This is a genomic window from Ruegeria sp. YTSC199, from assembly GCF_059609725.1.
The window spans coordinates 26,918-47,322 of the sequence record NZ_JBXWMF010000010.1 but is presented as its reverse complement, the minus strand read 5'-3'; the positions used below and the strand labels follow the sequence as shown (position 1 = coordinate 47,322).

Here is a 20,405-nt window from a genome sequence, read left to right as displayed (position 1 = left end):
TGCGTTGAAAAGATCATTCAAAGCCTAGCCCCCATTTGCAAGGGGAAGCTTTCCCCACTATATGCCGCGCCATGAGCTCAAACCCGCCAAACCTCCGCCCCGACCTGGCACCTGCTGCCCGGATCACCGACACGCCGCGTCTGAACCAGCCGACCATTGGTATGGTGTCACTGGGTTGCCCCAAGGCGTTGGTCGATAGCGAGCGGATTCTGACCCGCCTGCGAGCAGAAGGGTACGGTATTTCGCCGGATTACTCCGGGGCCGATGCCGTGATTGTGAACACTTGCGGGTTCCTCGACAGCGCAAAGGCTGAATCTCTGGATGCTATTGGCGAAGCTTTAGTGGAAAACGGCAAAGTCATCGTGACCGGATGTCTGGGGGCTGAGCCAGATTACATCCGCGAACATCATCCCCGTATCATGGCCGTGACAGGGCCGCATCAGTACGAACAGGTGCTGGATGCCGTGCACACCGCTGTTCCACCCGACCCAGACCCCTTCGTGGACCTGCTGCCCGCCGCCAGTGTGCAACTGACCCCGCGCCACTACAGCTACCTGAAAATCTCCGAGGGCTGTAACCACAAGTGCAAGTTCTGCATCATCCCGGACATGCGCGGCAAACTGGTCAGCCGTCCGGCTCATGCGGTGTTGCGTGAAGCCGAAAAGCTGGTCGCCAATGGCGTGCGTGAATTGCTGGTGATCTCGCAGGACACCTCGGCCTATGGGCTCGACCGAAAATATGATGTGAACCCGTGGAAAGACCGTGAGGTGCGCAGCCACGTCACGGATCTGGCGCGTGAACTCGGGCAGCTCAATGCCTGGGTCCGCCTGCATTACGTCTATCCCTACCCGCATGTACGTGAGTTGATTCCGCTGATGGCAGATGCAGGCTGTAACGTGCTGCCTTATCTGGACATTCCGTTCCAACACGCCCACCCGGACGTTCTGAAGCGCATGGCCCGGCCAGCTGCGGCCGCCAGGACGCTGGACGAAATCGCGGCGTGGCGCGCGACCTGCCCCGACATCACCTTGCGGTCGACCTTCATCGTTGGCTATCCCGGTGAGACCGACGCCGAGTTCCAAACTCTGCTGGACTGGATGGATGAGGCGCAACTGGATCGTGTGGGATGCTTTCAATACGAAAACGTGGATGGTGCGCGGTCGAACGACCTGCCCGATCACATTCCGGCCGAGGTCAAGCAGGATCGCTGGGAAAGGTTCATGGAAAAGGCGCAGGCGATCTCTGAGGCCAAGCTGGCCGCAAAGGCTGGCCAGACAATTGACGTGATCGTAGACGAGGTCGATGACGAGGCCGCCACCTGCCGTACTAAGTCCGACGCGCCCGAGATTGATGGCAATCTGTTCATCGACGAAGGCTTTGAAACCCTCAAACCCGGCGATATCGTCTCGGTCGAGGTCGATGAGGCCGGCGAATACGACCTGTGGGGCAAGCTGGTCTGACCCATTCACCTTGTCTGGGCAAAGCGTGAGCCAAGTTTATTGGCGTTTACGACGCGATTCGTGGATGATGACAGGACATTCCGCCTTGTGTGAAGGAGGGTTCAATGTCTTGTCCGCGCCCCTTCGGCCTGAAATGTATAGCAACGATCCTTGCCGCCCAGCTTTATGCGGTGCCCGCCATTGCCGAAAGCGTCAGCTCGGGCGGGTTCATTATCATCGGCTCCAAACCGCTGAGCCTTCATCTTCGCAGCAAGCACCACGTGCACAGATACTATGGCGCGCCCAACGCCTATCACTCCAAGGCCAGGGTTCATCAGCCTAAGACCAAGGTTTATCATCACAAGGCGAAACCCAAGGTCTACTACCAAAAGACCAAGCCCAAAGCTTATTACCTGAAACCGACGAAACGACACCACCGCTCGGCGCGGGGATTCCCAAAGAGACACACCTCGCCTTACCACATTCCACAAAACTACGGCATACAGCGCCGGGGTTTTCGCTTTGGCTGGTAGGAAAGCCGCGGCTTGCCTCAGAGAAGGCTGACTAACCCGACTATCCAGGCCACCCCTGTGGCCACAGCCGTCAACGCAACTGCTGCACTGGCTGCGTCCTTGGCCTGACCGGCCAGCACATTGTGATCGGTTGAGGTGTGGTCAACGGCACGCTCAATCGCGGTGTTGAGCAATTCGGCCACCAGGACAAGCAGCCCCAAAGCCAGTATCAATGCGCGTATTCCATCGCCCACCGGCAACCACAGCGCCAATGCTGCGGACACCAGGTTCGCCCAGACCCACGACCGGAACGAGTATTCTGCATGCCATGTGGCGACGACGCCCTGCCAACTCCAGCGGGTGCGGTCCTTGAGACGGGTAAAAAAGGTTCTCATCTGCCCTCAACTTTTGCTGGCTGAAACTGAAACCGAAATAGTGCCCGGCAGACAAGAAGAAACCGCCCAGTGGGCGGCCATGTCAGTGATATTTGTGCGGGCGGCTTTGGCAAAAAGCCACCCGCGGAGTTCTTATTGAGCGACCGGGTTACAGACGGTCTGACCAGCTTCGGTCGTGGCCAGCTCGGTCCCTGCCGGGCAGCTCGGCGTGCCGTATTTGTCATACTCAGGCGTGATGTATACCGGTGCCGGCTCTTCCTGCTGAGAGCAAGCAGCCAAAACAAGGGCAAATGCACCTACGGCAGCAAATTTGAGTTTCATGTCCGTCATTCCTCTATTAATTTCCTGATATTGCCCAAGAATTCGGGGCCGGGCATAGAATAGGGCCTTGAAGATTTTTTTGCAACGAATTCAATCACAGGTTTGTGAGTAAAGGCGGAACCACGCTGGTAACCCCCTCAGAAACAGCGGATTTATGAGTATAAGCTACCGTTTTCCACGCATCGGTCTACACTCTTGGGATGACATCAGCCAAAGACGGAGTAGCCCCATGTCAGACAGCCCCACCATCGCGCAAAAAGGTCCCTTCCCGGTCGAGGTAACCGAAGGAAAAAGCTATTTCTGGTGCGCGTGCGGCCAATCCAAGCGGCAACCGTTTTGCGACGGATCCCACAAGGGCACCGGGTTCGAGCCGGTCAAATACACGGCGAACGGCAGCAAGAAAGTCTTTTTCTGTGGGTGCAAGCACAGCGCAAAACCGCCGCTATGTGACGGGACTCACTCCAAGGTCTGATCAGGACTTCAGCGCGTTCAACAGATCGGCATTGGCGCAGAAATCCGGGGCCGCGTGGGCCTCGGATTGTTGTTCGGACAACCATATTGCGCATTGGCCACTGCAACTCGATGCTCGGCAGCGAGTCACCAGTTCAGCGTATCGATCCGGTGACAGTCGACCTTCGGCCATCGCTTCGGTCAGCGAGATATTCATGCACCGCGCCACAGACCGGCTGAGCCAAAAGTGTTTCTCGACATCTCCCAGAGCAACCCGTTTCATGCGTTTTCCTGCACTTGTCTTGCTTTGAGCGCCGCAAACCGTTGTCGGTTTTTGCAGGTTTGCGGAGCGCCAGCTACGGTTTCATGTTGATCCAGCCAGTCGGGGCACCGGTTGGCCCAACTGCAGCCCCGACAATATTGTATCATCTCTGACCAGTCCTGCTGGGTCAGGTGCCCTTTCTGGTGCGCCTCGACCATGTCCGTTCCGGTCACCTGTCCCATATGCAGGACAAGACGCAGATGGGTCATGATCTCTCCGAGATGCGGCATCGGGTTCTCCGGTGGTTAGGGGGTAAGTCTGCCGAGCAGTTCCTGGTTGCGACAGTATTCCGGCGTTCGGGTAACCAAGGCGGACTGATTCAGAAAACGCAGGCAATGGCCGGGGTTCGGGCAGTCCGTGCAATTCAGTACAGCGTCGGACAGCTGGTCGATCGACACGTCGCCACCGATAGCCGCCTCTTGCAAATCCACCCCCAGTTTGGAGGCCATCCGGTCCACCAGACCGGCATGGAGTTTCAGAACTTCTCGGTTGGGCATCGAAGATCCTTTCTGTCACGCGTCCAGAACAGGATAGCTCAACGCCCCAAACGGGCCTTTGACTCAGGTCAAGACCCCATTCCGATGTGATCCAGATAGGCCCGGGTGGCATCCTGCACGCGGCGGAAACGGTCCCCACCCAGCTTTTTTCCGCCATACCAGCGGGTGACGATCACCACGTGGTTATCCATCCCTGCACGTTCCAACATACGCAGGATCACCATGCCAGCGCCGCTTTCGCCGTCATCCGCCTTGAGCGCACCCGTGGACAAAACAGCCGCCCAGGTGTTGTGCGTGGCCTTCGCATAGGCCTTGTCCGACTTGAGGTCCTGCAACACCGCGTCAACATCCGCACGCGTGCTGACGCGTGCACCCGTCACTGCATATTTGGATCCCCGGTCCGTCAGGATCACGCCCAGTCGTGTCACAGACGTCATTGTGTCAGACCCAACTGTCTTGCTGTATCCTGAACGATCTGAACCCGCGCTGCATTTGGGGGATGTGTGCCCAGAAACTTATCCCCCGGATCAGGAAGGCGGTCGAAATATTTTGCGCCGATCAGAGGGTTATATCCTGCGTTGTGGGTGATGATTGTTCCCAGTTGATCCGCTTCCAGTTCAAAGGCCTTTACATTCACCTGCACGCCGACCTCGGCCCCCAGCTTCTGCGAGCGCTCGAGGTCTTCGCCATCCTCGCCATGCAGCTTGCCCAGATCGTTGAAGATCGCGGCACTTTCCTGCGCGTTTTGCGATTGCCGGTCGATATGCCCCAACACGTGATGGGCCGCTTCATGCCCCATCACAAAGGCCAGCTCGTCGGCATTTTCCGCCGACTGAATCATCGCACGAGTAAAGATGATCACTGGCTGATCCCTGTCGTCGCGAGTCTGAAACGCATTAGCCGGTGCACGCGGATTCAGATCGACCAGAACCGTGAAATCACAATTGCTGACCCGGGCCTGGCGCAGGCACTCCGTCCGGGCCTCTTTGCCAACTGCGCGGCTGATCTCCTGAAAGGTTTTCGCATCGACGAGAAATTCACTCGAATCCTGCGACCATTCCGCCGCCGGTTGTACACGCAGGACACCGGTGCTGCAGGCCGCCAGCACCAGAGGAAACAGTAAATAGGTCAGACGGCGCATTCATATTCCTTTGAAACGGCGATCCCGTTTGAAAAACCATAGCGCGCCCCGCGCGGGACTGCCACCACGTGACTGCAAGGGAACGGGTTGCATTGCCGCCCAACGCCCTGCACTTTGGTTTCATGTTTTCGATTGAGCATGAATTCGACTCGACAGTCATTACTCTGGTGGACGAAGGCCCCAAGCCTTTGCAAGAGGATGTCGTCATCAACAGCTTCGCCGAATGTGTGACGCTTGAGCAATTGGACCCTCGTACGGACCAGATTCAGAAGATAACCCTGTCGCCCGAACAGGTGCGCGATCTGGCTGCCGCGCTGGACCTGCCCGAGGGCGTGTATCAGATCCACGAAAAACCGGATCAGGGCGCATAGACAAACAGCTTGTCCCGCGCGGTCTGCCCCTGTTTCAGGGTCAATTCGGACGGGGCAACGCCCATGGCAACGGCCAGTATCCGACGCACGGCGTCATTCGCTTTGCCGTTTTCGGGTGGAGCGGTCACGGTGATGCGGATTGTGCCCTTTTCCAAGACAATGCTGTCCTTTGCCGCTTTGGGCGTCACCCGGACCGGAATTGCCGCGCCGGCAGTGGCATGGGCACTTAAATCCGGCACATCGCGCAGTTTAGGTTTTGCCATCTTTTTCCTCTTGCTCGCAAACACTCTTGCACGGCGGATCGGGGAATGAAATTGATCCCGCATCTCCAGCTGTTTGCACTTGAAACGCGCCAGATGCTCAACCAGATACAGACTGCCCATGTAAAGGAAGTTAACATATGTCCTTGAAAAACCCGGCCGCCCTGGAATTTCTTCAATCGCGCCGGTCCCGTCCTGCGAAGACGCTGGTCGCTCCGGCACCAACACGCGAAGAGCTTTTGCCCTTGCTGACTGCCGCCGCCCGCAGCCCGGATCACGGCAAGCTGGAACCCTGGCGTTTTATCGTACTTGAAAAAGGCGCAATGGACCGCCTGTCGGCATTAACGCAGGACTGTGGCGAGAGACTGGGAAAAGCACCCGAGGACATCGCAAAAGCCCGGAGCCAGTTTGACATGGGCCATCTGGCCGTGGCGGTGGTCGAGGTCCAAAAGCCGTCGGAAAAGGTCCCGGCGATCGAACAGACCTACTCCGCAGGTGCTGTGTGCCTGGCGCTATTGAATGCAGCATTGGCGACCGGTTGGGGCGCGAACTGGCTGTCCGGCTGGCAGGTCCATGACCCCGCGTTCTGTCGTCAGGCCTTTGGGCTGCAAAACAACGAACGCATCGCCGGCCTGATCCATATTGCAACAGAAGGCAGCGCCCCGCCCGAACGTCCACGCCCCGATGTGACGGCACTGACCGAGTGGGTCTCGGAATGATGATCTTCAACGCGTTCTTCGCAGCGCTTGGTCAGATCGGAGATCCCAAGTTCCGCGCCGTTCTGCTGCGCGGTGTTGGTCTGACGATTGTGCTGTTGATCGCAGCCTGTGCCGGTGCAATCTGGCTGATCAACTGGCTGTCCGGGGATGAGATTTCGCTGCCCTGGATCGGCGCTGTGCCGTGGCTGAACGACGTGTTGAACTACTCCGGCATATTCGTGGTGCTGATCCTGCCGGTTTTCCTGATGATGCCTGTCGCCTCGGCCATCATTTCGATGTTTCTGGAAGAGGTCGCGCAGGCGGTTGAGGACAAGCACTATCCCACACTGCCCACCGTGCCCGGCATTCCTCTCAGCGAAGGAATGCGCGACGCTCTGAGCTTTATGGGCGTTCTGATTATTGCCAACCTGCTGGCGCTGATCCTATATGCGATTTTCACGCCGCTGGCCCCGTTCATTTTCTGGGCGATGAACGGGTTTCTGCTGGGTCGGGAGTATTTCACACTGGCCGCGATGCGTCGGATCGGACGTGAAGGCGCGCGCAAGCTGCGCGCCAAGCATACACCTACTATCTGGCTGGCCGGCACCCTGATGGCCATACCACTGTCGGTGCCGCTGGTGAATCTGGTGATCCCGATCCTCGGGGCAGCCACCTTCACCCATATCTATCACAAGCTGTCGGGGCCTGCGTCCTGACACTTAATCCCGCGGCTCAAGCTGGTTCAGCCAGTCAAAGTCGCGCACCGAGATCACGCCCGAGATTATGATCCCGGCAATGATCGCCCAGAGCACCACCGAAATCCCGGTGGTGATCCAGAGCTTTTTCTTCATGTGATGCACTTCCGGCGCACCTGCATGGGTGCCCGGAACGATGTCGCCCAGATCACCCTGCGTCTTGATGCGGATCGGCAGCACAACCAACAGTGTCATGAACCAGATGACGGCAAACAAAACCAGTGCAGCGGTGATCGTCATGACAGCCTCGCTTGGTTCAGACCTGTTCCAGTTCGACCAGGCAGCCGTTGAAATCCTTGGGGTGCAGGAACAGCACCGGCTTGCCATGCGCGCCGATCTTGGGTTCTCCTGATCCCAGAACGCGGGCACCGGATTCCTTCAGATGGTCGCGGGCCGCGATGATATCCTCAACCTCATAGCACACATGGTGAATGCCGCCGGCCGGGTTCTTTTCCAGAAATCCGTTGATCGGGCTGTCGTCGCCCAGCGGATAGAGCAGTTCGATCTTGGTGTTGGGCAGTTCAATGAACACCACAGTCACGCCGTGATCGGGTTCGTCTTGCGGCGCGCCGACCTTGGCACCCAGTGCGCTGCGATACTGCTCGGATGCGGCCTCAAGATCGGGCACGGCAATGGCGACATGGTTCAGACGACCAATCATGGAACTCTCCTCCGTTCTGCGTTGCAGCGGTTATGGGGACTGTTTGACCAAAGAACAAGTGCGCCAAATTGCCGTTAACGTCGTGTTAGCCAGAACTTCCTAGCGTGGGGCATCTGCTGATTAGGAGTTCTGCCATGGACGATTCGAGCCCCTTCACCTCCCCCGCGCAGCCGACGGCCACGCGGCCTCTGCTGGGTCAAACCATCCTGGTTGTTGAAGACAGCCGCTATGCCTGCGATGCGATCCGGCTTATGTGCCTGCACAGCGGTGCCCGCATCCGGCGCGCCGATTGCCTGACATCGGCGCGACGTCACCTTCAGATTTATCGTCCGTCGGTCATCCTGGTGGATATCGGCCTTCCGGATGGCTCCGGGGCTGATCTGATCGCCGAACTGACCGCGGCCAGCCCGCGTATCGGTGCCATTCTGGGGATGTCCGGGGATGACCATGCACAGAACTCCGCACTGCAGGCGGGGGCCGACGGGTTTCTGGCCAAACCGCTGAAATCACTGTCGCACTTCCAGCAGTTCATTTTAGAAAGCTTGCCCGAAGACCGCCGTCCCAACAGCCTGCATGCCATTCGGGATGAGGTCATTCGCCCCGACCCGATGGCCTATCAGGACGACATGGCACATATCGCGGATGTTCTGGCCGGGCCGAACGATCGCCGCACACTGGACTATGCGGCGCAATTCCTGCGCGGCGTTGCCCGGGATGCCGAGGACACGATTCTGGCCGGTGCGGCCCAAAAACTGGCGGAATCCCGTGCACGTGGTACGCCCGTTACCGCGCTGGCCGCTCAGGTTGCCGGCATAGTTCAGGCGCGGCTGGAACAGCGCGAGGCGATCTGAGATGGCGACAGCTTACTTTCTGACCGCCACGATCCTGAGTATCTGGGCCTATTATCAGACCAGAACGACGGCCAGGAACATCCGGGTCGCGCGTGGAACAACCCCCTGCCCCATGTGTACCGCGTCAGACAGCAGCCCCGCGCTTGTCAGGCCCGGTAAGTGATTGAACCACGCACTCTCCGAGAGAGTTCCAAACGAAAAACCCGCCGCATAGTTTGCGACGGGCCTTTGCTCAATCCTGCGGGATGATGCGCAATCCCAGTTCCATCAACTGATCCGAGGTCGGATCCGAGGGCGCGTCCATCATCAGGTCCTCGGCGCGCTGGTTCATCGGGAACATCATGACTTCGCGGATGTTGGCCTCATCAGCCAGCAGCATCACGATCCGGTCGATCCCGGCAGCACAGCCGCCGTGCGGCGGGGCGCCGTAGTGGAAAGCGCTGAACAAAGCACCAAAGCGAGATTTTACTTCGTCCTCGCCATAACCTGCCAGTTCAAAGGCTTTCAGCATGATTTCGGGCTTGTGGTTCCGGATCGCGCCCGAAACCAGCTCATAGCCGTTGCAGGCCAGATCGTACTGATAGCCGCGAACATCCAGCGGGTTACCGTTCAGGGCATCCAAACCACCCTGCGGCATCGAGAACGGGTTGTGTTCAAAATCAATCGCGCCGGTTTCCTCGTCCTGCTCGTAGATCGGGAAGTCCACGATCCAGGCAAAGGCGAAACGGTCTTTTTCGGTCAGGTTCAGTTCCTCACCGATCACATCGCGCGCCTTGCCTGCGACCTTTTCAAAGGCTTTCGGCTTGCCGCCGAGGAAGAACGCAGCATCGCCGACGCCCAGACCCAGCTGCTGCCGGATCGCTTCGGTCCGCTCGGGGCCGATGTTCTTGGCCAGCGGTCCCGCAGCCTCCATACCCTCACCCTGATCGCGCCAGAAGATGTAGCCCATACCGGGCAGACCCTCTTTCTGGGCAAAGGCGTTCATGCGGTCGCAGAACTTGCGGCTGCCGCCAGTTGGTGCAGGGATGGCGCGGATTTCGGTGCCTTCCTGCTCCAGCAGCTTCGCGAAAATCGCGAAGCCGGACCCGCGGAAGTGGTCGGAGACCACTTGCATTTTAATCGGATTGCGCAGGTCGGGCTTGTCAGAACCGTACCACAGCGCCGCGTCCTTATAGGAAATCTGCGGCCAGTCCTGGTCAACCTTGCGGCCACCGCCGAACTCTTCGAACACGCCGGTCAGAACGGGTTGGATGGTGTCGAACACGTCCTGCTGCTCGACAAACGACATCTCGAGGTCAAGCTGGTAGAAATCGGTAGGCGAGCGGTCGGCGCGCGGGTCTTCGTCGCGGAAACACGGTGCGATCTGGAAATACTTGTCAAAGCCCGACACCATGATCAGCTGTTTGAACAGTTGCGGTGCCTGCGGTAGCGCATAGAACTTGCCCGGATGCAGACGCGAAGGCACCAGGAAATCACGCGCACCTTCGGGCGAGGATGCCGTGATGATCGGCGTTTGATACTCACGGAAGCCCTGATCCCACATACGGCGGCGCATCGAGGCCACGACGTCCGAACGCAGGGTCATATTCTGCTGCATCGCCTCACGGCGCAGGTCCAGATAGCGATAGCGCAGGCGGGTTTCCTCGGGGTATTCCTGATCGCCGAACACCATCAGCGGCAGCTCATCGGCGGCACCCAGAACCTCAAGCCCACGCACGTAAACTTCGATTTCACCGGTGGGCAGTTTTGGGTTCACCAGTTCCGGATCACGCGCTTTAACGGTGCCGTCGATCCGGATACACCATTCCGAACGCACCTTCTCCAACTCGGCAAAGGCCGCGCTGTCGCCGTCGCACAGAACCTGCGTTACGCCGAAATGGTCGCGCAGGTCGATGAACAGAACGCCACCGTGATCTCGAACCCGATGTACCCAGCCGGACAAGCGAACGGTTTCGCCGACATTGGCGGCGGTCAGAGCGGCGCAGGTGTGGCTGCGATAGGCGTGCATGGATCATATCCCTTCGGGCGCAGAATTCGTCGCGCCGATACACCCCGTCAGGCTTGGAAAGTCAAGGCAAGTATCCCGCTCAAAACGGCCTTTGCACGTTGCCCGAGTAGAAATAGATGCCAAGACCTGCCGCAAAGATGACGTTCCCCGCAATTGCGTGCAGCAGGACCGCATAGAAAAACGATCCGCGCTTGCGATATGCCCAGGTGAACAGCAACCCTCCGGCAAAGGTCATGACGGCGACAAGCCAACTCCAGTACATCAGATGCGCCAGTGAAAACAGCGAAGCGTTCAGAAGATAAGCCGCCCGCCCATCTGGCAGGATCGCGTAATAACGGCGGAAGAACAGGGACCGGAACAACAGTTCTTGTGGCAGCGCTGACATGATCGGGTATGCAAACCAGATTACCATCAGGAACTCGGGGCGGTTTCGCAGCAGGAAAAAAGCGGCATCGGGGCGCGTGGCCATCACGAGGGCAGAACAGACGGCCGTCATGGCAAGCGCAAAGGCAGTGATCTCGCTCCAGGACCAGTTGCGCCAGTTATACCGCAGCTCGGCCCAGGCAAATCCCGGCGTAATATGTAACAGGACAATCCCAATGGCCGTGAAGGCAAACAGTGACGGAAACATCCAGTTCGGTGGAAGAAACACCGCGATCAAAACTGGTGCGGCGATGAAAAACAAACCGAATTCCAGTCGCAATCGCAGATGTGCGGCAGCATTGCCCGCCCAATCTGTTTGTTTGCTCACTGTATTGCCAACTCCGTCTGGATCAGACCACGCAACGAATTTCCCATATAGACCTTTGTTGCGTTTTTCAGGTCGGTCAAGGTCAGGGAGGCTTCGGTAACCTGCTTACTTTCCAGCAATTCTTCGCGCAGGATACCCGGCAGAACCCCACAGCGTAAGGCAGGCGTCAATTGGCGGCCGTCCGGCATACGCAGAAACAGGTTAGTGATCGTACCTTCGCACAGCTCATCACGCTCGTTGAGAAACAGGATCTCATCGACCCCTTCCGGCAGCGACGCGCGGGCGGTGTCATAAATCGCGCGTTGTGTCGTCTTGTGCTGCAACCAGATGTCAGACGCGGTCAGACGTGGCTTTGCGATGGCCATCCGCCAGACCGGAGGGGTGTCGGCCAGTGCTCCAGTCGTCACATCCAACCGTCCGTTTGCTGCCAGCGTCAACCGGCACCGCAACGTCGATGAATCCACAACATCACTAAGCAATTCAGCAGCCAGGCCGGCATCGAATGGAATCCCAAAAGCTTTGGCCGACCGGGCCATGCGGGCCAGATGACGGTCACACCGAACAAACCCCTGCCCCGGCCGAAAGGCCAGAGTCTCTATCAGGCGGAATTCAGGGTCAGCTGGTGGGCAAAGCGGGCTTTCCATAGCGCTTCCTCATATTCGGACGGGGCCGTGCTGTCCCAGACCACACCGCCACCCACGTTAAGGGTAGCCGTGCCATCTTCAACCATCAGTGTTCGTATTGCCACGTTGAATTCGGAACGCCCGTCGGGCGCGGCCCAGCCAATGGCGCCACAATAAATGTCGCGGGGCCAGGGTTCGAGGTCGGAAAGGATCTCCATCGCGCGGATTTTCGGTGCGCCAGTGATCGAACCACAGGGAAACAGTGCCATCAGGATGTCTGACAGTTCAGCCCCCAGATGCAGCTGCGCCTGCACCAGAGAGATCATCTGGTGCACGGTGGCATAAGTTTCGACCTTGAACAGCTCGGGCACCTTAACCGAACCGGGCAGCGCGACGCGGCTGATATCATTGCGCAGCAGATCGACGATCATCAGGTTCTCGGCCCGATTCTTTTCGTCGATCGAAAGGAAGGCTCGCCGCCGAGCGTCCTCGGCCATATCCTCGCTGCGGGGTTGGGTACCCTTCATCGGACGGGTTTCGATCATCCGATCCGCCTCGGTGCGAAAGAACAACTCGGGCGAGCGGCTGAGAAGATCAGGCAGACCGTCCTGCTGAACCAGCGCACCGTGACCTACCGGCTGCCCGCTCGCCAAAGCAGCATAAAGCGCGGCGCTGTCACCCTCGACGGTCAGGTCGATGGGAAAGGTTAGGTTGGCCTGATAGATATCCCCGGCCCCGATGGCATCGTGAACCTGCTGAAAGGCTCTGGTATAGCGGGGTTCGTCCCAGCGCGGCTCAAATCCGGTGACACCGCCCGAGGCCGCAGGCAGCTCATGTTGGGCAGGTGCATCATAGACGCCAAAGCACAACAAAGGCAGGCGGCGATCCTGTGGTAAACGGTCGGTCAGTCGGGGCTCCAGCGCATAGCCCAACTCGTAGCTGGCATAGCCCGCCAGCCACGCCCCTTCCACACGCGCCTCATCCAGCGCCGCCAACGCGTGGGGCACGTCTTCCGCCTTGTCCGCGCGGATCACCTTAGCAGGCCGGTCGAAATTGGTTCCGGGCCCGGCCGGCCCCTGATCAAAACGAATACGCAATTGCATCCTCATTTGCCGTGTTGCGCGGTATAGAGGATAGGGCGGCAAGGGAAAGAGGGGAAAGCGGCAATTTCACACCCAATTCCGATACCCCTTGAACCTTTTCGCGCGGTCCCTATAACGCAGGACAATTTGGGCACTTGGGGGTGCCCTGACTCGCGGACAATCGAAGGAACAGGGCCATGCCGAGAAGAACCGACATCAAGTCGATCATGATCATCGGGGCGGGCCCCATTGTTATTGGTCAGGCCTGCGAGTTCGACTATTCCGGCGCTCAGGCCTGTAAGGCGCTGCGCGAAGAAGGATACCGGGTCATTCTGGTGAATTCAAACCCGGCGACGATCATGACCGACCCCGGGCTAGCGGACGCCACCTATATCGAGCCTATCACCCCCGAGGTTGTTGCCAAGATCATCGAAAAAGAACGTCCCGACGCGCTGCTACCCACCATGGGCGGGCAGACCGGCCTGAACACCTCACTGGCACTGGAAGAGATGGGGGTTTTAGACAAATTCGGCGTTGAGATGATCGGAGCCAAGCGGGACGCTATCGAGATGGCCGAAGACCGCAAACTGTTCCGCGAGGCGATGGACCGGCTGGGTCTGGAAAATCCCAAGGCTACTATCATAACCGCGCCCAAGACCGAAAACGGCGGCACCGATCTGGACGCAGGCGTACAGATGGCGCTGGACGAGTTGGAAGAGATCGGCCTGCCTGCCATCATCCGCCCCGCCTTTACTTTGGGCGGTACCGGCGGCGGTGTGGCTTATAACCGCGAGGATTATATCCATTTCTGCCGCTCTGGCATGGATGCCTCGCCGGTCAACCAGATCCTCGTCGACGAAAGCCTGCTGGGCTGGAAAGAGTACGAGATGGAGGTGGTGCGCGACACCGCCGACAACGCGATCATCGTCTGTTCCATCGAAAACATTGACCCGATGGGCGTGCACACTGGTGACTCGATCACCGTGGCCCCTGCCCTGACGCTGACCGACAAGGAATACCAGATCATGCGTAACGGCTCGATTGCCGTTCTGCGTGAGATTGGGGTCGAAACCGGCGGTTCGAACGTTCAGTGGGCGATCAATCCTGAAGATGGCCGGATGGTCGTGATCGAGATGAACCCGCGCGTGTCGCGGTCGTCCGCGCTGGCGTCCAAGGCGACCGGTTTCCCAATTGCCAAGATCGCCGCAAAGCTGGCCGTAGGTTACACCCTTGACGAGTTGGACAACGACATCACCAAGGTCACCCCGGCCTCGTTCGAGCCGACCATCGATTATGTCGTCACCAAGATCCCGAAGTTTGCGTTCGAGAAGTTCCCAGGCTCAGAACCCTACCTGACCACCGCCATGAAATCGGTGGGTGAGGCCATGTCCATTGGCCGCACCATCCACGAGTCGATGCAAAAGGCGCTGGCCTCGATGGAATCCGGCCTGACCGGCTTTGACGAAATCGAGATTCCCGGCCTGAATGTCGGTGTCTGGGAAGAAGCCGACGACAAGGCGGCTGTGATCAAGGCAATCAGCCAGCAGACGCCCGACCGTCTGCGCACCATCGCACAGGCGATGCGTCACGGCCTGACTGATGACGAGATCTTTGGCGTCACCAAGTTCGACCCATGGTTTCTTGCCCGTATTCGCGAGATTATCGAAGCCGAGCGCCAGGTCCGCAAAGACGGCCTGCCCGTCACCGAAGCAGGCATCCGTAGGCTGAAAATGCTGGGCTTCACTGATGCGCGCTTGGGTAACCTGACGGGCCGGGACGAGGACAACGTCCGCCGTGCCCGCCGCAATCTGGGCGTCACCGCTGTGTTCAAACGCATCGACACCTGCGCGGCCGAGTTCGAGGCTCAGACACCTTATATGTATTCGACCTATGAAGCGCCAATGATGGGTGAAGTCGAGTGTGAGGCTCGTCCGAGTGACCGTAAGAAGGTTGTCATTCTCGGCGGTGGTCCGAACCGGATCGGTCAGGGCATCGAGTTCGACTATTGCTGCTGTCATGCCTGCTTCGCGCTGACCGAGGCTGGGTATGAGACCATCATGGTCAATTGCAATCCCGAGACGGTCTCGACCGACTACGACACCTCGGACCGTCTGTATTTCGAGCCGCTGACCTTCGAACACGTCATGGAAATCCTGGCGAAGGAACAGGAAAACGGCACTCTGCACGGCGTCATTGTTCAGTTCGGCGGCCAGACCCCGCTGAAACTGGCCAATGCGCTCGAGGTCGAGGGCATCCCGATCCTCGGCACCACGCCTGACGCCATCGATCTGGCCGAAGACCGTGAGCGGTTCCAGGCGTTGGTCAACGATCTGGGCCTGAAACAGCCGAAAAACGGCATCGCTTCGACCGACGAAAAGGCGCTGGAAATTGCCGAAGAGATTGGCTTTCCGCTGGTTATCCGCCCCTCTTACGTTTTGGGTGGCCGCGCGATGGAAATCGTGCGCGATATGGATCAGTTGAAGCGTTACATCAACGAGGCAGTGGTGGTCTCAGGCGATAGCCCCGTTCTGCTGGACAGCTATTTGGCCGGTGCGGTCGAACTGGACGTCGACGCGCTGTGCGACGGCACCGACGTGCACGTCGCAGGCATCATGCAGCACATCGAAGAAGCCGGTGTTCACTCGGGTGACTCGGCCTGTTCGTTGCCGCCCTACTCGCTGTCAAAAGAGATTATCGAACAGATCAAGGATCAGACCTTCAAACTGGCCAAGGCACTGAATGTCGTTGGCCTGATGAACGTACAGTTCGCGATCAAGGATGATGAAATCTACCTGATCGAAGTCAACCCGCGTGCCTCGCGCACCGTGCCCTTTGTGGCCAAGGCGACAGACAGCGCGATTGCCTCGATTGCCGCGCGAGTCATGGCAGGCGAGAAACTGTCGAACTTCCCGATGCGTCCGCCGTATCAGGAAGGCAAGGACACCAAGATCGCCGACCAGATGACCCTGGCCGATCCGGACATGCCGTGGTTCTCGGTGAAAGAGGCCGTGCTGCCCTTTGCCCGTTTCCCCGGCGTTGACACCATTTTGGGCCCGGAAATGCGCTCGACCGGTGAGGTGATGGGCTGGGACCGCGACTTCCCGCGCGCTTTTCTTAAGGCACAGATGGGGGCCGGTATGGTGCTGCCGTCCTCGGGCCGCGCGTTTATCTCGATCAAGGATGCTGACAAGACCGCCGCGATGCTCGAGGCCGTTCAGGTCTTGACCCAGCAAGGGTTCAAGCTGATTGCGACCCGCGGCACCCAAAGCTGGCTGTCCAATCACGGCGTGAACTGCGACGTGGTCAACAAGGTCTATGAAGGCCGTCCGGACGTCGTTGACATGCTGAAAGACGGTCAGGTTCAACTGCTGATGAACACCACCGAAGGCGCACAGGCGGTCGAGGACAGTAAATCCATCCGCTCGATCGCGCTCTATGACAAGATCCCCTATTTCACCACCGCTGCCGCCAGCCATGCCGCAGCGTTGGCGATCAAGGCGCAGGCCGAAGGGGATGTCGAGGTGAAGTCGCTGCAGGGCTGATCGGCCCGAACCCGCTTATATCCAACACCTTTTACGCGCCCGTTGACCCCGAGTCTTCGGGCGCGCATCTTTTCTGCAAACGAGCAGAAGGATAAAGAAATGCGCAGGTTTATGGTTTTCGCCACTCTGATGACGTTGGCCGCGTGTGACATACCGCTGGTTCCGCTGATCTGAAGCGGCCTTCAGCACTGTTTTTGATGTCCCTGTGCGTACGTGCGCTGCATGATGCTTTCTTGAAACCAGCAGGAGCGCCATGCGCCTTTACACCACATACGGCACAAATGACCTGAAACGGGCCATCCGGTTCTATGACGCGATCTTTGCTATTCTGGTACAGCCCCGCCTGCCAGGATGGTCCGGGAATCGCGCGGGTTGGGGAAAGCAACCGGAAGACGGAACCGGATTTTGGGTCTGTTCCCCTTTTGACGGCAGGGCCGCCAGCGTCGGCAACGGAACCATGATGGCCTTCCCTGCCCAAAGTGCCGCGCAGGTCCGGCGGTTTCACGCGACGGGGCTGCACCACGGCGGCACCGACGAAGGTGCTCCGGGCACACGTGATTCCTACGCGCCCGATTTCTATGTCGCCTATCTGCGCGACCCGGATGGCAACAAGCTGTCGTGTTTTTTCTATCACTACGACCCGGCAGAAGATCCGGGCGACTGAAGCAGCCACCCGGTATTCGTCAGGTCGTTGCGGCCTCGCGCTTTTCATCCCGTGCAAAAAACACGAGGTAAAAGACCGGCGCGGCAACCATTGTCAGGATCGTGGCGAAGGCCAAGCCCCCCATGATCGTCACCGCCATGGACCGGAAGAACGCATCGGTCAGCAGCGGTGCCATCCCCAGAATGGTGGTGATTGCCGCCAGCATCACGGGGCGCAGACGCGAGACTGAAGCCTCGACAATCGCTTCTCTCAAGGGTTTGCCGGTGGCGCGGACCAGATCGATCTCTTCGACCAGAACGATGCCGTTCTTGATCAGCATCCCCGACAGGCTGAGCAATCCAAGCAGCGCGGTAAAGGTAAATGGAAGACCGGTGCCAAGCAGACCGATCACCACGCCGTTCACCGACATCGGAACCAGCAGCCAGATGATGATCGGCTGACGGATTGCGTTGAAGATCAACACCGAGATCAGCACCATGATCAGCAGGCTCAGCGGCAGCTGGCGGCCAAGACTTTCATTCGCTTCTCCAGCGTTTTCGAACTCCCCCCCCCATTCCATCCGATACCCCGGCGGCAGCTCCATGCCCTCGATGGCAGCGCGGACTTCGGAGTGAACCTGTGCTGCCGTCAAATCCGGCGGGATGTCAGCGCCCACGGTGATCGTCAGCACCCGGTCACGGCGATGCACCAACGTGTTGAGCGCCTTGTATTCGAACCCATCGACCATTTGCTCGATGGGAACAAACTTCTCCGACTGATCCGAGTACACGACCTGATCCACTATTGAGTAGTCTCCGTCGGCAGGGCGGCGCAGGATGATCGGGATCTGGCGGTCCCGCTCGCGGAATCCCCCGGCAGTGATGCCATCTGTCGAAAACTGCAATGTTGCTGCAATGTCCTCGCGCGAGACACCGGCGGTCTGGGCCCTCTCGGTCGCGTAGATCGGCTGCACTGCCAGCTCCTGCTCGCGCCAGTCGTGATAGACGTTCAGCGCGTTTGGTGAAGCCTCGCGCATTTTCAGCACCGCAGCGTCGGCCAGTTCACGCAACACCGCCGGATCACTGCCCGAGAACCGCGCCTGAACCGGATCACCTCCGCCCGGACCAAAGATCAGACGCTTGGTGCGGAACTGACCTTCGGGGAATTGCGCCTGACCGAATGCCTCAAGTTCTGCCCGCAGCGCCGGGATTTCATCCAGCGTATTGGTACGAATGATCATATGGCCATAGCTGGGGTTTGGCTTTTCCGCCGAATAGGTAAGCAGAAACCGGGTCGCACCTTGCCCGACAAAGGTGGTGACGGACACAACATCGTCGCGCTCGGCCAACCAGTCTTCGAACACGGCCATGTCTTCGGCCGTGCGGGCAATCGGCGTGCCTTGCGGCAGGTTGTAATGCACGAAGAAAAGCGGCGTATTCGAGTCCGGAAAGAACTGCTGTTTCACAAGGCCGAAACCCGCGAAACAGGCCACCGTGATCCCGACCAAGGCGGCAATCACCAGCCAGCGCATCCGCAGCGACCAACGCAGGATCGCCCCGTAGACACGGAACATGATACCGCCATAGGCATCAACCTCACCTGCTTTGCCCTGTTTGAAGAAGTAGTGCCCCAACAAAGGTGTCACGGTCAGCGCCAGCACCCAGCTCAGCATCAGTGAGATTCCGATCACCGCAAACAGCGAGAACAGGAATTCGCCAGTCGCATCGGGGCTGAGACCGATCCCGGCAAACGCCATGATGCCGATTACCGTGGCCCCCAGCAGCGGTATCTGCGTCTTGGACGCGGCCTCATCCGCCGCATCGCGCGAGTTCTTACCGCGCAGCATGGCGATCTGCATCCCCTCGGCGACAACGATGGCATTGTCCACCAGCATCCCCATCGCAATAATCAGCGCGCCCAGCGAAATCCGTTCCATCTCGATCGAGAAGATCGACATGAACAGCAGCGTCCCCACAACGGTCAGTAATAGGGTCGAGCCAACGACCACCGCCGCACGCCAACCCATGAAGATACCCAGCACGGCAACCACAATACTGACGGACATCGCCAGGTTCAGCAGAAAGTCATTCGAGGCCTGCTCGACGACCACATGCTGCTGATAGATCGGCAGAATCTCTACGCCAAAGGGGATTTGAGAATCCAGCTCGGCAAATTTGGCATCGGCGCGTTGGCCGACCTCGACGATATTCTCGGTCGACAGCCCCGCGATGCCCAGAGTGAACGCCTCGGCGCCATTGAACCGGATCATGACATCCGGGTCGCTCTGACGACCCCGATAAACGTGGGACATGTCGAACAGGTTGATCACCTGCCCTTGCGAGCCCACCGACAACCCGGCAATGGCCGAAACGGAGTCCGACCCTTCGGCCGTCAGGATCGTGGTGCGGTCATTCTCCGACCGAACCGAACCGGATGCGTTCACCGAATCCGCATTGGCAATGGCTTCGTTGATGGTCGGAATGGGCACATTCTGGTTCACGGAAATGGCGAGGTCGGGTTCAACAAAGATGGCTTCTTGAGGCAGGCCCATAACTTCGACATCCGCCACACCGGATACGGTCAGCAGCTCGCGCCGCAGAAAGGTCGCCAGCTCGTGTTTCTCGGCGTCTGTAAAGCCTTCGGCTGTTACTGCATAAAACAGGCCAAACACATCGCCGAACCCGTCATTGACCAAAGGCGTGCCAACACCCGGAGGCAAGCTTCGCGCCGCATCGCGCACCTTGGCACGCAGTTCGGTCCAGATACTCGGCAGTTCCGTGCCGTCATAGGTAGATTTGATTTCGACCTCGATCAGCGAGAAACCGGGTTGGTTGACCGATGTGATGGTATCGACTTCGCCCATCTGCTGAATGGCAGATTCCAGCGGCTCTGAAACCTCCAACGCCACTTGCTCCGCAGTGGCACCCGGGTACTGGGTTGCGATGACGGCGTTTTTGATGGTGAAGGCCGGGTCTTCCAGACGGCCCAGCGACAGGAACCCCCAGATACCGCCAAACAGGGCGAACAGGATGATCAGCCAAGTATAAAGTGGCCGGTCAATTGAGGCGCGTGCGATGTTCATC

General features: G+C 58.9%; 24 protein-coding genes. 9 read left to right on the top strand and 15 right to left on the bottom strand.

Annotation, left to right across the window (positions count from 1 at the left end):
• Positions 1-71 precede the first annotated feature (71 nt).
• Both rimO and AC2FEE_RS11410 read left to right on the top strand, forming a co-directional pair.
• Positions 72-1,460, top strand: a complete 1,389-nt coding sequence (gene rimO, locus AC2FEE_RS11415) for a 30S ribosomal protein S12 methylthiotransferase RimO (protein WP_496865289.1) — start codon at positions 72-74, stop codon at positions 1,458-1,460.
• A gap of 104 nt (positions 1,461-1,564) precedes the next feature.
• The gene (locus AC2FEE_RS11410; protein WP_496865288.1) at positions 1,565-1,972 is read left to right on the top strand and encodes a hypothetical protein; all 408 of its coding nucleotides are present in this window, start codon (positions 1,565-1,567) and stop codon (positions 1,970-1,972) included.
• Between the two features lie 17 nt (positions 1,973-1,989).
• On the opposite strand, the gene AC2FEE_RS11405 is transcribed toward AC2FEE_RS11410, so the two are convergent.
• Entirely contained in the window at positions 1,990-2,346 is a 357-nt protein-coding gene (locus AC2FEE_RS11405; RefSeq protein WP_496865287.1) for a diacylglycerol kinase, read from the bottom strand.
• A gap of 132 nt (positions 2,347-2,478) precedes the next feature.
• Positions 2,479-2,667: a hypothetical protein gene (locus tag AC2FEE_RS11400; protein WP_170325890.1), complete on the bottom strand. Its 189-nt coding sequence runs from the start codon at positions 2,665-2,667 to the stop codon at positions 2,479-2,481.
• A gap of 229 nt (positions 2,668-2,896) precedes the next feature.
• Between AC2FEE_RS11400 and AC2FEE_RS11395 the strand changes: the two genes are divergently transcribed.
• Positions 2,897-3,139 carry a CDGSH iron-sulfur domain-containing protein gene (locus tag AC2FEE_RS11395; protein ID WP_496865285.1) on the top strand — a complete coding sequence of 81 codons (243 nt, stop codon included), beginning with the start codon at positions 2,897-2,899 and terminating at the stop codon, positions 3,137-3,139.
• Here AC2FEE_RS11395 and AC2FEE_RS11390 read toward each other — a convergent pair whose 3' ends face one another.
• The 5 genes from AC2FEE_RS11390 to AC2FEE_RS11370 all read right to left on the bottom strand — a co-directional run bounded on the left by AC2FEE_RS11390 (position 3,140) and on the right by AC2FEE_RS11370 (position 5,077).
• Positions 3,140-3,400 carry a DUF6455 family protein gene (locus tag AC2FEE_RS11390; protein ID WP_496865283.1) on the bottom strand — a complete coding sequence of 87 codons (261 nt, stop codon included), beginning with the start codon at positions 3,398-3,400 and terminating at the stop codon, positions 3,140-3,142.
• On the bottom strand, positions 3,397-3,669 hold the full coding sequence (locus AC2FEE_RS11385) for a DUF6455 family protein (RefSeq protein WP_496865282.1): 273 nt from the start codon (positions 3,667-3,669) through the stop codon (positions 3,397-3,399). The genes AC2FEE_RS11390 and AC2FEE_RS11385 overlap by 4 nt, the downstream gene beginning before the upstream one ends.
• Positions 3,670-3,684: 15 nt before the next feature.
• Positions 3,685-3,936 carry a DUF6455 family protein gene (locus AC2FEE_RS11380; RefSeq protein WP_496865281.1) on the bottom strand — a complete coding sequence of 84 codons (252 nt, stop codon included), beginning with the start codon at positions 3,934-3,936 and terminating at the stop codon, positions 3,685-3,687.
• A 68-nt stretch (positions 3,937-4,004) separates the two neighbouring features.
• Positions 4,005-4,373, bottom strand: a complete 369-nt coding sequence (locus AC2FEE_RS11375) for a YigZ family protein (protein WP_496865280.1) — start codon at positions 4,371-4,373, stop codon at positions 4,005-4,007.
• Positions 4,370-5,077, bottom strand: coding sequence for a M48 family metallopeptidase (locus AC2FEE_RS11370; protein WP_496865278.1), 708 nt, complete (start codon positions 5,075-5,077; stop codon positions 4,370-4,372). Before AC2FEE_RS11370 ends, AC2FEE_RS11375 begins: the two co-directional genes overlap by 4 nt.
• 122 nt (positions 5,078-5,199) lie before the next feature.
• On the opposite strand from AC2FEE_RS11370, the gene AC2FEE_RS11365 reads away from it, so the two are divergent.
• On the top strand, positions 5,200-5,448 hold the full coding sequence (locus tag AC2FEE_RS11365; protein WP_496865276.1) for a DUF8831 family protein: 249 nt from the start codon (positions 5,200-5,202) through the stop codon (positions 5,446-5,448).
• On the opposite strand, the gene AC2FEE_RS11360 is transcribed toward AC2FEE_RS11365, so the two are convergent.
• On the bottom strand, positions 5,436-5,711 hold the full coding sequence (locus AC2FEE_RS11360) for a DUF167 domain-containing protein (protein WP_496865274.1): 276 nt from the start codon (positions 5,709-5,711) through the stop codon (positions 5,436-5,438). The two genes, AC2FEE_RS11365 and AC2FEE_RS11360, sit on opposite strands and share 13 nt — an antisense overlap.
• Positions 5,712-5,848: 137 nt before the next feature.
• On the opposite strand from AC2FEE_RS11360, the gene AC2FEE_RS11355 reads away from it, so the two are divergent.
• On the top strand, positions 5,849-6,427 hold the full coding sequence (locus tag AC2FEE_RS11355; RefSeq protein ID WP_496865273.1) for a nitroreductase family protein: 579 nt from the start codon (positions 5,849-5,851) through the stop codon (positions 6,425-6,427).
• Positions 6,427-7,122: an EI24 domain-containing protein gene (locus tag AC2FEE_RS11350; RefSeq protein ID WP_496865498.1), complete on the top strand. Its 696-nt coding sequence runs from the start codon at positions 6,427-6,429 to the stop codon at positions 7,120-7,122. Before AC2FEE_RS11355 ends, AC2FEE_RS11350 begins: the two co-directional genes overlap by 1 nt.
• A 3-nt stretch (positions 7,123-7,125) precedes the next feature.
• On the opposite strand, the gene AC2FEE_RS11345 is transcribed toward AC2FEE_RS11350, so the two are convergent.
• A complete protein-coding gene (locus AC2FEE_RS11345) occupies positions 7,126-7,401 on the bottom strand; it encodes a DUF1467 family protein (RefSeq protein ID WP_496865271.1) in 276 nt (91 codons plus the stop codon).
• Between the two features lie 16 nt (positions 7,402-7,417).
• On the bottom strand, positions 7,418-7,822 hold the full coding sequence (gene mce / locus AC2FEE_RS11340) for a methylmalonyl-CoA epimerase (protein WP_170452613.1): 405 nt from the start codon (positions 7,820-7,822) through the stop codon (positions 7,418-7,420).
• Positions 7,823-7,956: 134 nt separating this feature from the next.
• Here mce and AC2FEE_RS11335 point away from each other — a divergent pair, with 134 nt between their 5' ends.
• The gene (locus tag AC2FEE_RS11335) at positions 7,957-8,673 is read left to right on the top strand and encodes a response regulator (RefSeq protein WP_496865269.1); all 717 of its coding nucleotides are present in this window, start codon (positions 7,957-7,959) and stop codon (positions 8,671-8,673) included.
• Between the two features lie 232 nt (positions 8,674-8,905).
• Here AC2FEE_RS11335 and aspS read toward each other — a convergent pair whose 3' ends face one another.
• From aspS to AC2FEE_RS11315, 4 genes are all read right to left on the bottom strand, one after another.
• The gene (aspS, locus tag AC2FEE_RS11330; RefSeq protein ID WP_496865267.1) at positions 8,906-10,681 is read right to left on the bottom strand and encodes an aspartate--tRNA ligase; all 1,776 of its coding nucleotides are present in this window, start codon (positions 10,679-10,681) and stop codon (positions 8,906-8,908) included.
• Positions 10,682-10,760: 79 nt separating this feature from the next.
• Entirely contained in the window at positions 10,761-11,432 is a 672-nt protein-coding gene (locus tag AC2FEE_RS11325) for a CPBP family intramembrane glutamic endopeptidase (protein WP_496865265.1), read from the bottom strand.
• Positions 11,429-12,076 carry an aminotransferase class IV family protein gene (locus AC2FEE_RS11320; RefSeq protein ID WP_496865263.1) on the bottom strand — a complete coding sequence of 216 codons (648 nt, stop codon included), beginning with the start codon at positions 12,074-12,076 and terminating at the stop codon, positions 11,429-11,431. Before AC2FEE_RS11320 ends, AC2FEE_RS11325 begins: the two co-directional genes overlap by 4 nt.
• Positions 12,031-13,158, bottom strand: a complete 1,128-nt coding sequence (locus tag AC2FEE_RS11315) for an aminodeoxychorismate synthase component I (protein ID WP_496865497.1) — start codon at positions 13,156-13,158, stop codon at positions 12,031-12,033. Before AC2FEE_RS11315 ends, AC2FEE_RS11320 begins: the two co-directional genes overlap by 46 nt.
• Before the next feature lie 176 nt (positions 13,159-13,334).
• Between AC2FEE_RS11315 and carB the strand changes: the two genes are divergently transcribed.
• Both carB and AC2FEE_RS11305 read left to right on the top strand, forming a co-directional pair.
• The gene (gene carB / locus AC2FEE_RS11310; protein ID WP_496865261.1) at positions 13,335-16,679 is read left to right on the top strand and encodes a carbamoyl-phosphate synthase large subunit; all 3,345 of its coding nucleotides are present in this window, start codon (positions 13,335-13,337) and stop codon (positions 16,677-16,679) included.
• Positions 16,680-16,932: 253 nt separating this feature from the next.
• Complete coding sequence (locus AC2FEE_RS11305) at positions 16,933-17,343, top strand: VOC family protein (RefSeq protein ID WP_496865259.1); 411 nt, start codon at positions 16,933-16,935, stop codon at positions 17,341-17,343.
• A 19-nt stretch (positions 17,344-17,362) separates the two neighbouring features.
• Here the strand turns inward: AC2FEE_RS11305 and AC2FEE_RS11300 are convergent, their stop codons facing one another.
• Complete coding sequence (locus AC2FEE_RS11300; RefSeq protein ID WP_496865257.1) at positions 17,363-20,404, bottom strand: efflux RND transporter permease subunit; 3,042 nt, start codon at positions 20,402-20,404, stop codon at positions 17,363-17,365.
• Between the last annotated feature and the right edge of the window lies 1 nt (position 20,405).

Bases quoted from the DNA above. Each gene is read 5' to 3' on its own strand.
- rimO (WP_496865289.1), top strand. From the start codon at position 72: ATGAGCTCAAACCCGCCAAACCTCCGCCCCGACCTGGCACCTGCTGCC.
- AC2FEE_RS11410 (WP_496865288.1), top strand. From the start codon at position 1,565: ATGTCTTGTCCGCGCCCCTTCGGCCTGAAATGTATAGCAACGATCCTT.
- AC2FEE_RS11405 (WP_496865287.1), bottom strand. From the start codon at position 2,346: ATGAGAACCTTTTTTACCCGTCTCAAGGACCGCACCCGCTGGAGTTGG.
- AC2FEE_RS11400 (WP_170325890.1), bottom strand. From the start codon at position 2,667: ATGAAACTCAAATTTGCTGCCGTAGGTGCATTTGCCCTTGTTTTGGCT.
- AC2FEE_RS11395 (WP_496865285.1), top strand. From the start codon at position 2,897: ATGTCAGACAGCCCCACCATCGCGCAAAAAGGTCCCTTCCCGGTCGAG.
- AC2FEE_RS11390 (WP_496865283.1), bottom strand. From the start codon at position 3,400: ATGAAACGGGTTGCTCTGGGAGATGTCGAGAAACACTTTTGGCTCAGC.
- AC2FEE_RS11385 (WP_496865282.1), bottom strand. From the start codon at position 3,669: ATGCCGCATCTCGGAGAGATCATGACCCATCTGCGTCTTGTCCTGCAT.
- AC2FEE_RS11380 (WP_496865281.1), bottom strand. From the start codon at position 3,936: ATGCCCAACCGAGAAGTTCTGAAACTCCATGCCGGTCTGGTGGACCGG.
- AC2FEE_RS11375 (WP_496865280.1), bottom strand. From the start codon at position 4,373: ATGACGTCTGTGACACGACTGGGCGTGATCCTGACGGACCGGGGATCC.
- AC2FEE_RS11370 (WP_496865278.1), bottom strand. From the start codon at position 5,077: ATGCGCCGTCTGACCTATTTACTGTTTCCTCTGGTGCTGGCGGCCTGC.
- AC2FEE_RS11365 (WP_496865276.1), top strand. From the start codon at position 5,200: ATGTTTTCGATTGAGCATGAATTCGACTCGACAGTCATTACTCTGGTG.
- AC2FEE_RS11360 (WP_496865274.1), bottom strand. From the start codon at position 5,711: ATGGCAAAACCTAAACTGCGCGATGTGCCGGATTTAAGTGCCCATGCC.
- AC2FEE_RS11355 (WP_496865273.1), top strand. From the start codon at position 5,849: ATGTCCTTGAAAAACCCGGCCGCCCTGGAATTTCTTCAATCGCGCCGG.
- AC2FEE_RS11350 (WP_496865498.1), top strand. From the start codon at position 6,427: ATGATCTTCAACGCGTTCTTCGCAGCGCTTGGTCAGATCGGAGATCCC.
- AC2FEE_RS11345 (WP_496865271.1), bottom strand. From the start codon at position 7,401: ATGACGATCACCGCTGCACTGGTTTTGTTTGCCGTCATCTGGTTCATG.
- mce (WP_170452613.1), bottom strand. From the start codon at position 7,822: ATGATTGGTCGTCTGAACCATGTCGCCATTGCCGTGCCCGATCTTGAG.
- AC2FEE_RS11335 (WP_496865269.1), top strand. From the start codon at position 7,957: ATGGACGATTCGAGCCCCTTCACCTCCCCCGCGCAGCCGACGGCCACG.
- aspS (WP_496865267.1), bottom strand. From the start codon at position 10,681: ATGCACGCCTATCGCAGCCACACCTGCGCCGCTCTGACCGCCGCCAAT.
- AC2FEE_RS11320 (WP_496865263.1), bottom strand. From the start codon at position 12,076: ATGGAAAGCCCGCTTTGCCCACCAGCTGACCCTGAATTCCGCCTGATA.
- AC2FEE_RS11315 (WP_496865497.1), bottom strand. From the start codon at position 13,158: ATGCAATTGCGTATTCGTTTTGATCAGGGGCCGGCCGGGCCCGGAACC.
- carB (WP_496865261.1), top strand. From the start codon at position 13,335: ATGCCGAGAAGAACCGACATCAAGTCGATCATGATCATCGGGGCGGGC.
- AC2FEE_RS11305 (WP_496865259.1), top strand. From the start codon at position 16,933: ATGCGCCTTTACACCACATACGGCACAAATGACCTGAAACGGGCCATC.
- AC2FEE_RS11300 (WP_496865257.1), bottom strand. From the start codon at position 20,404: ATGAACATCGCACGCGCCTCAATTGACCGGCCACTTTATACTTGGCTG.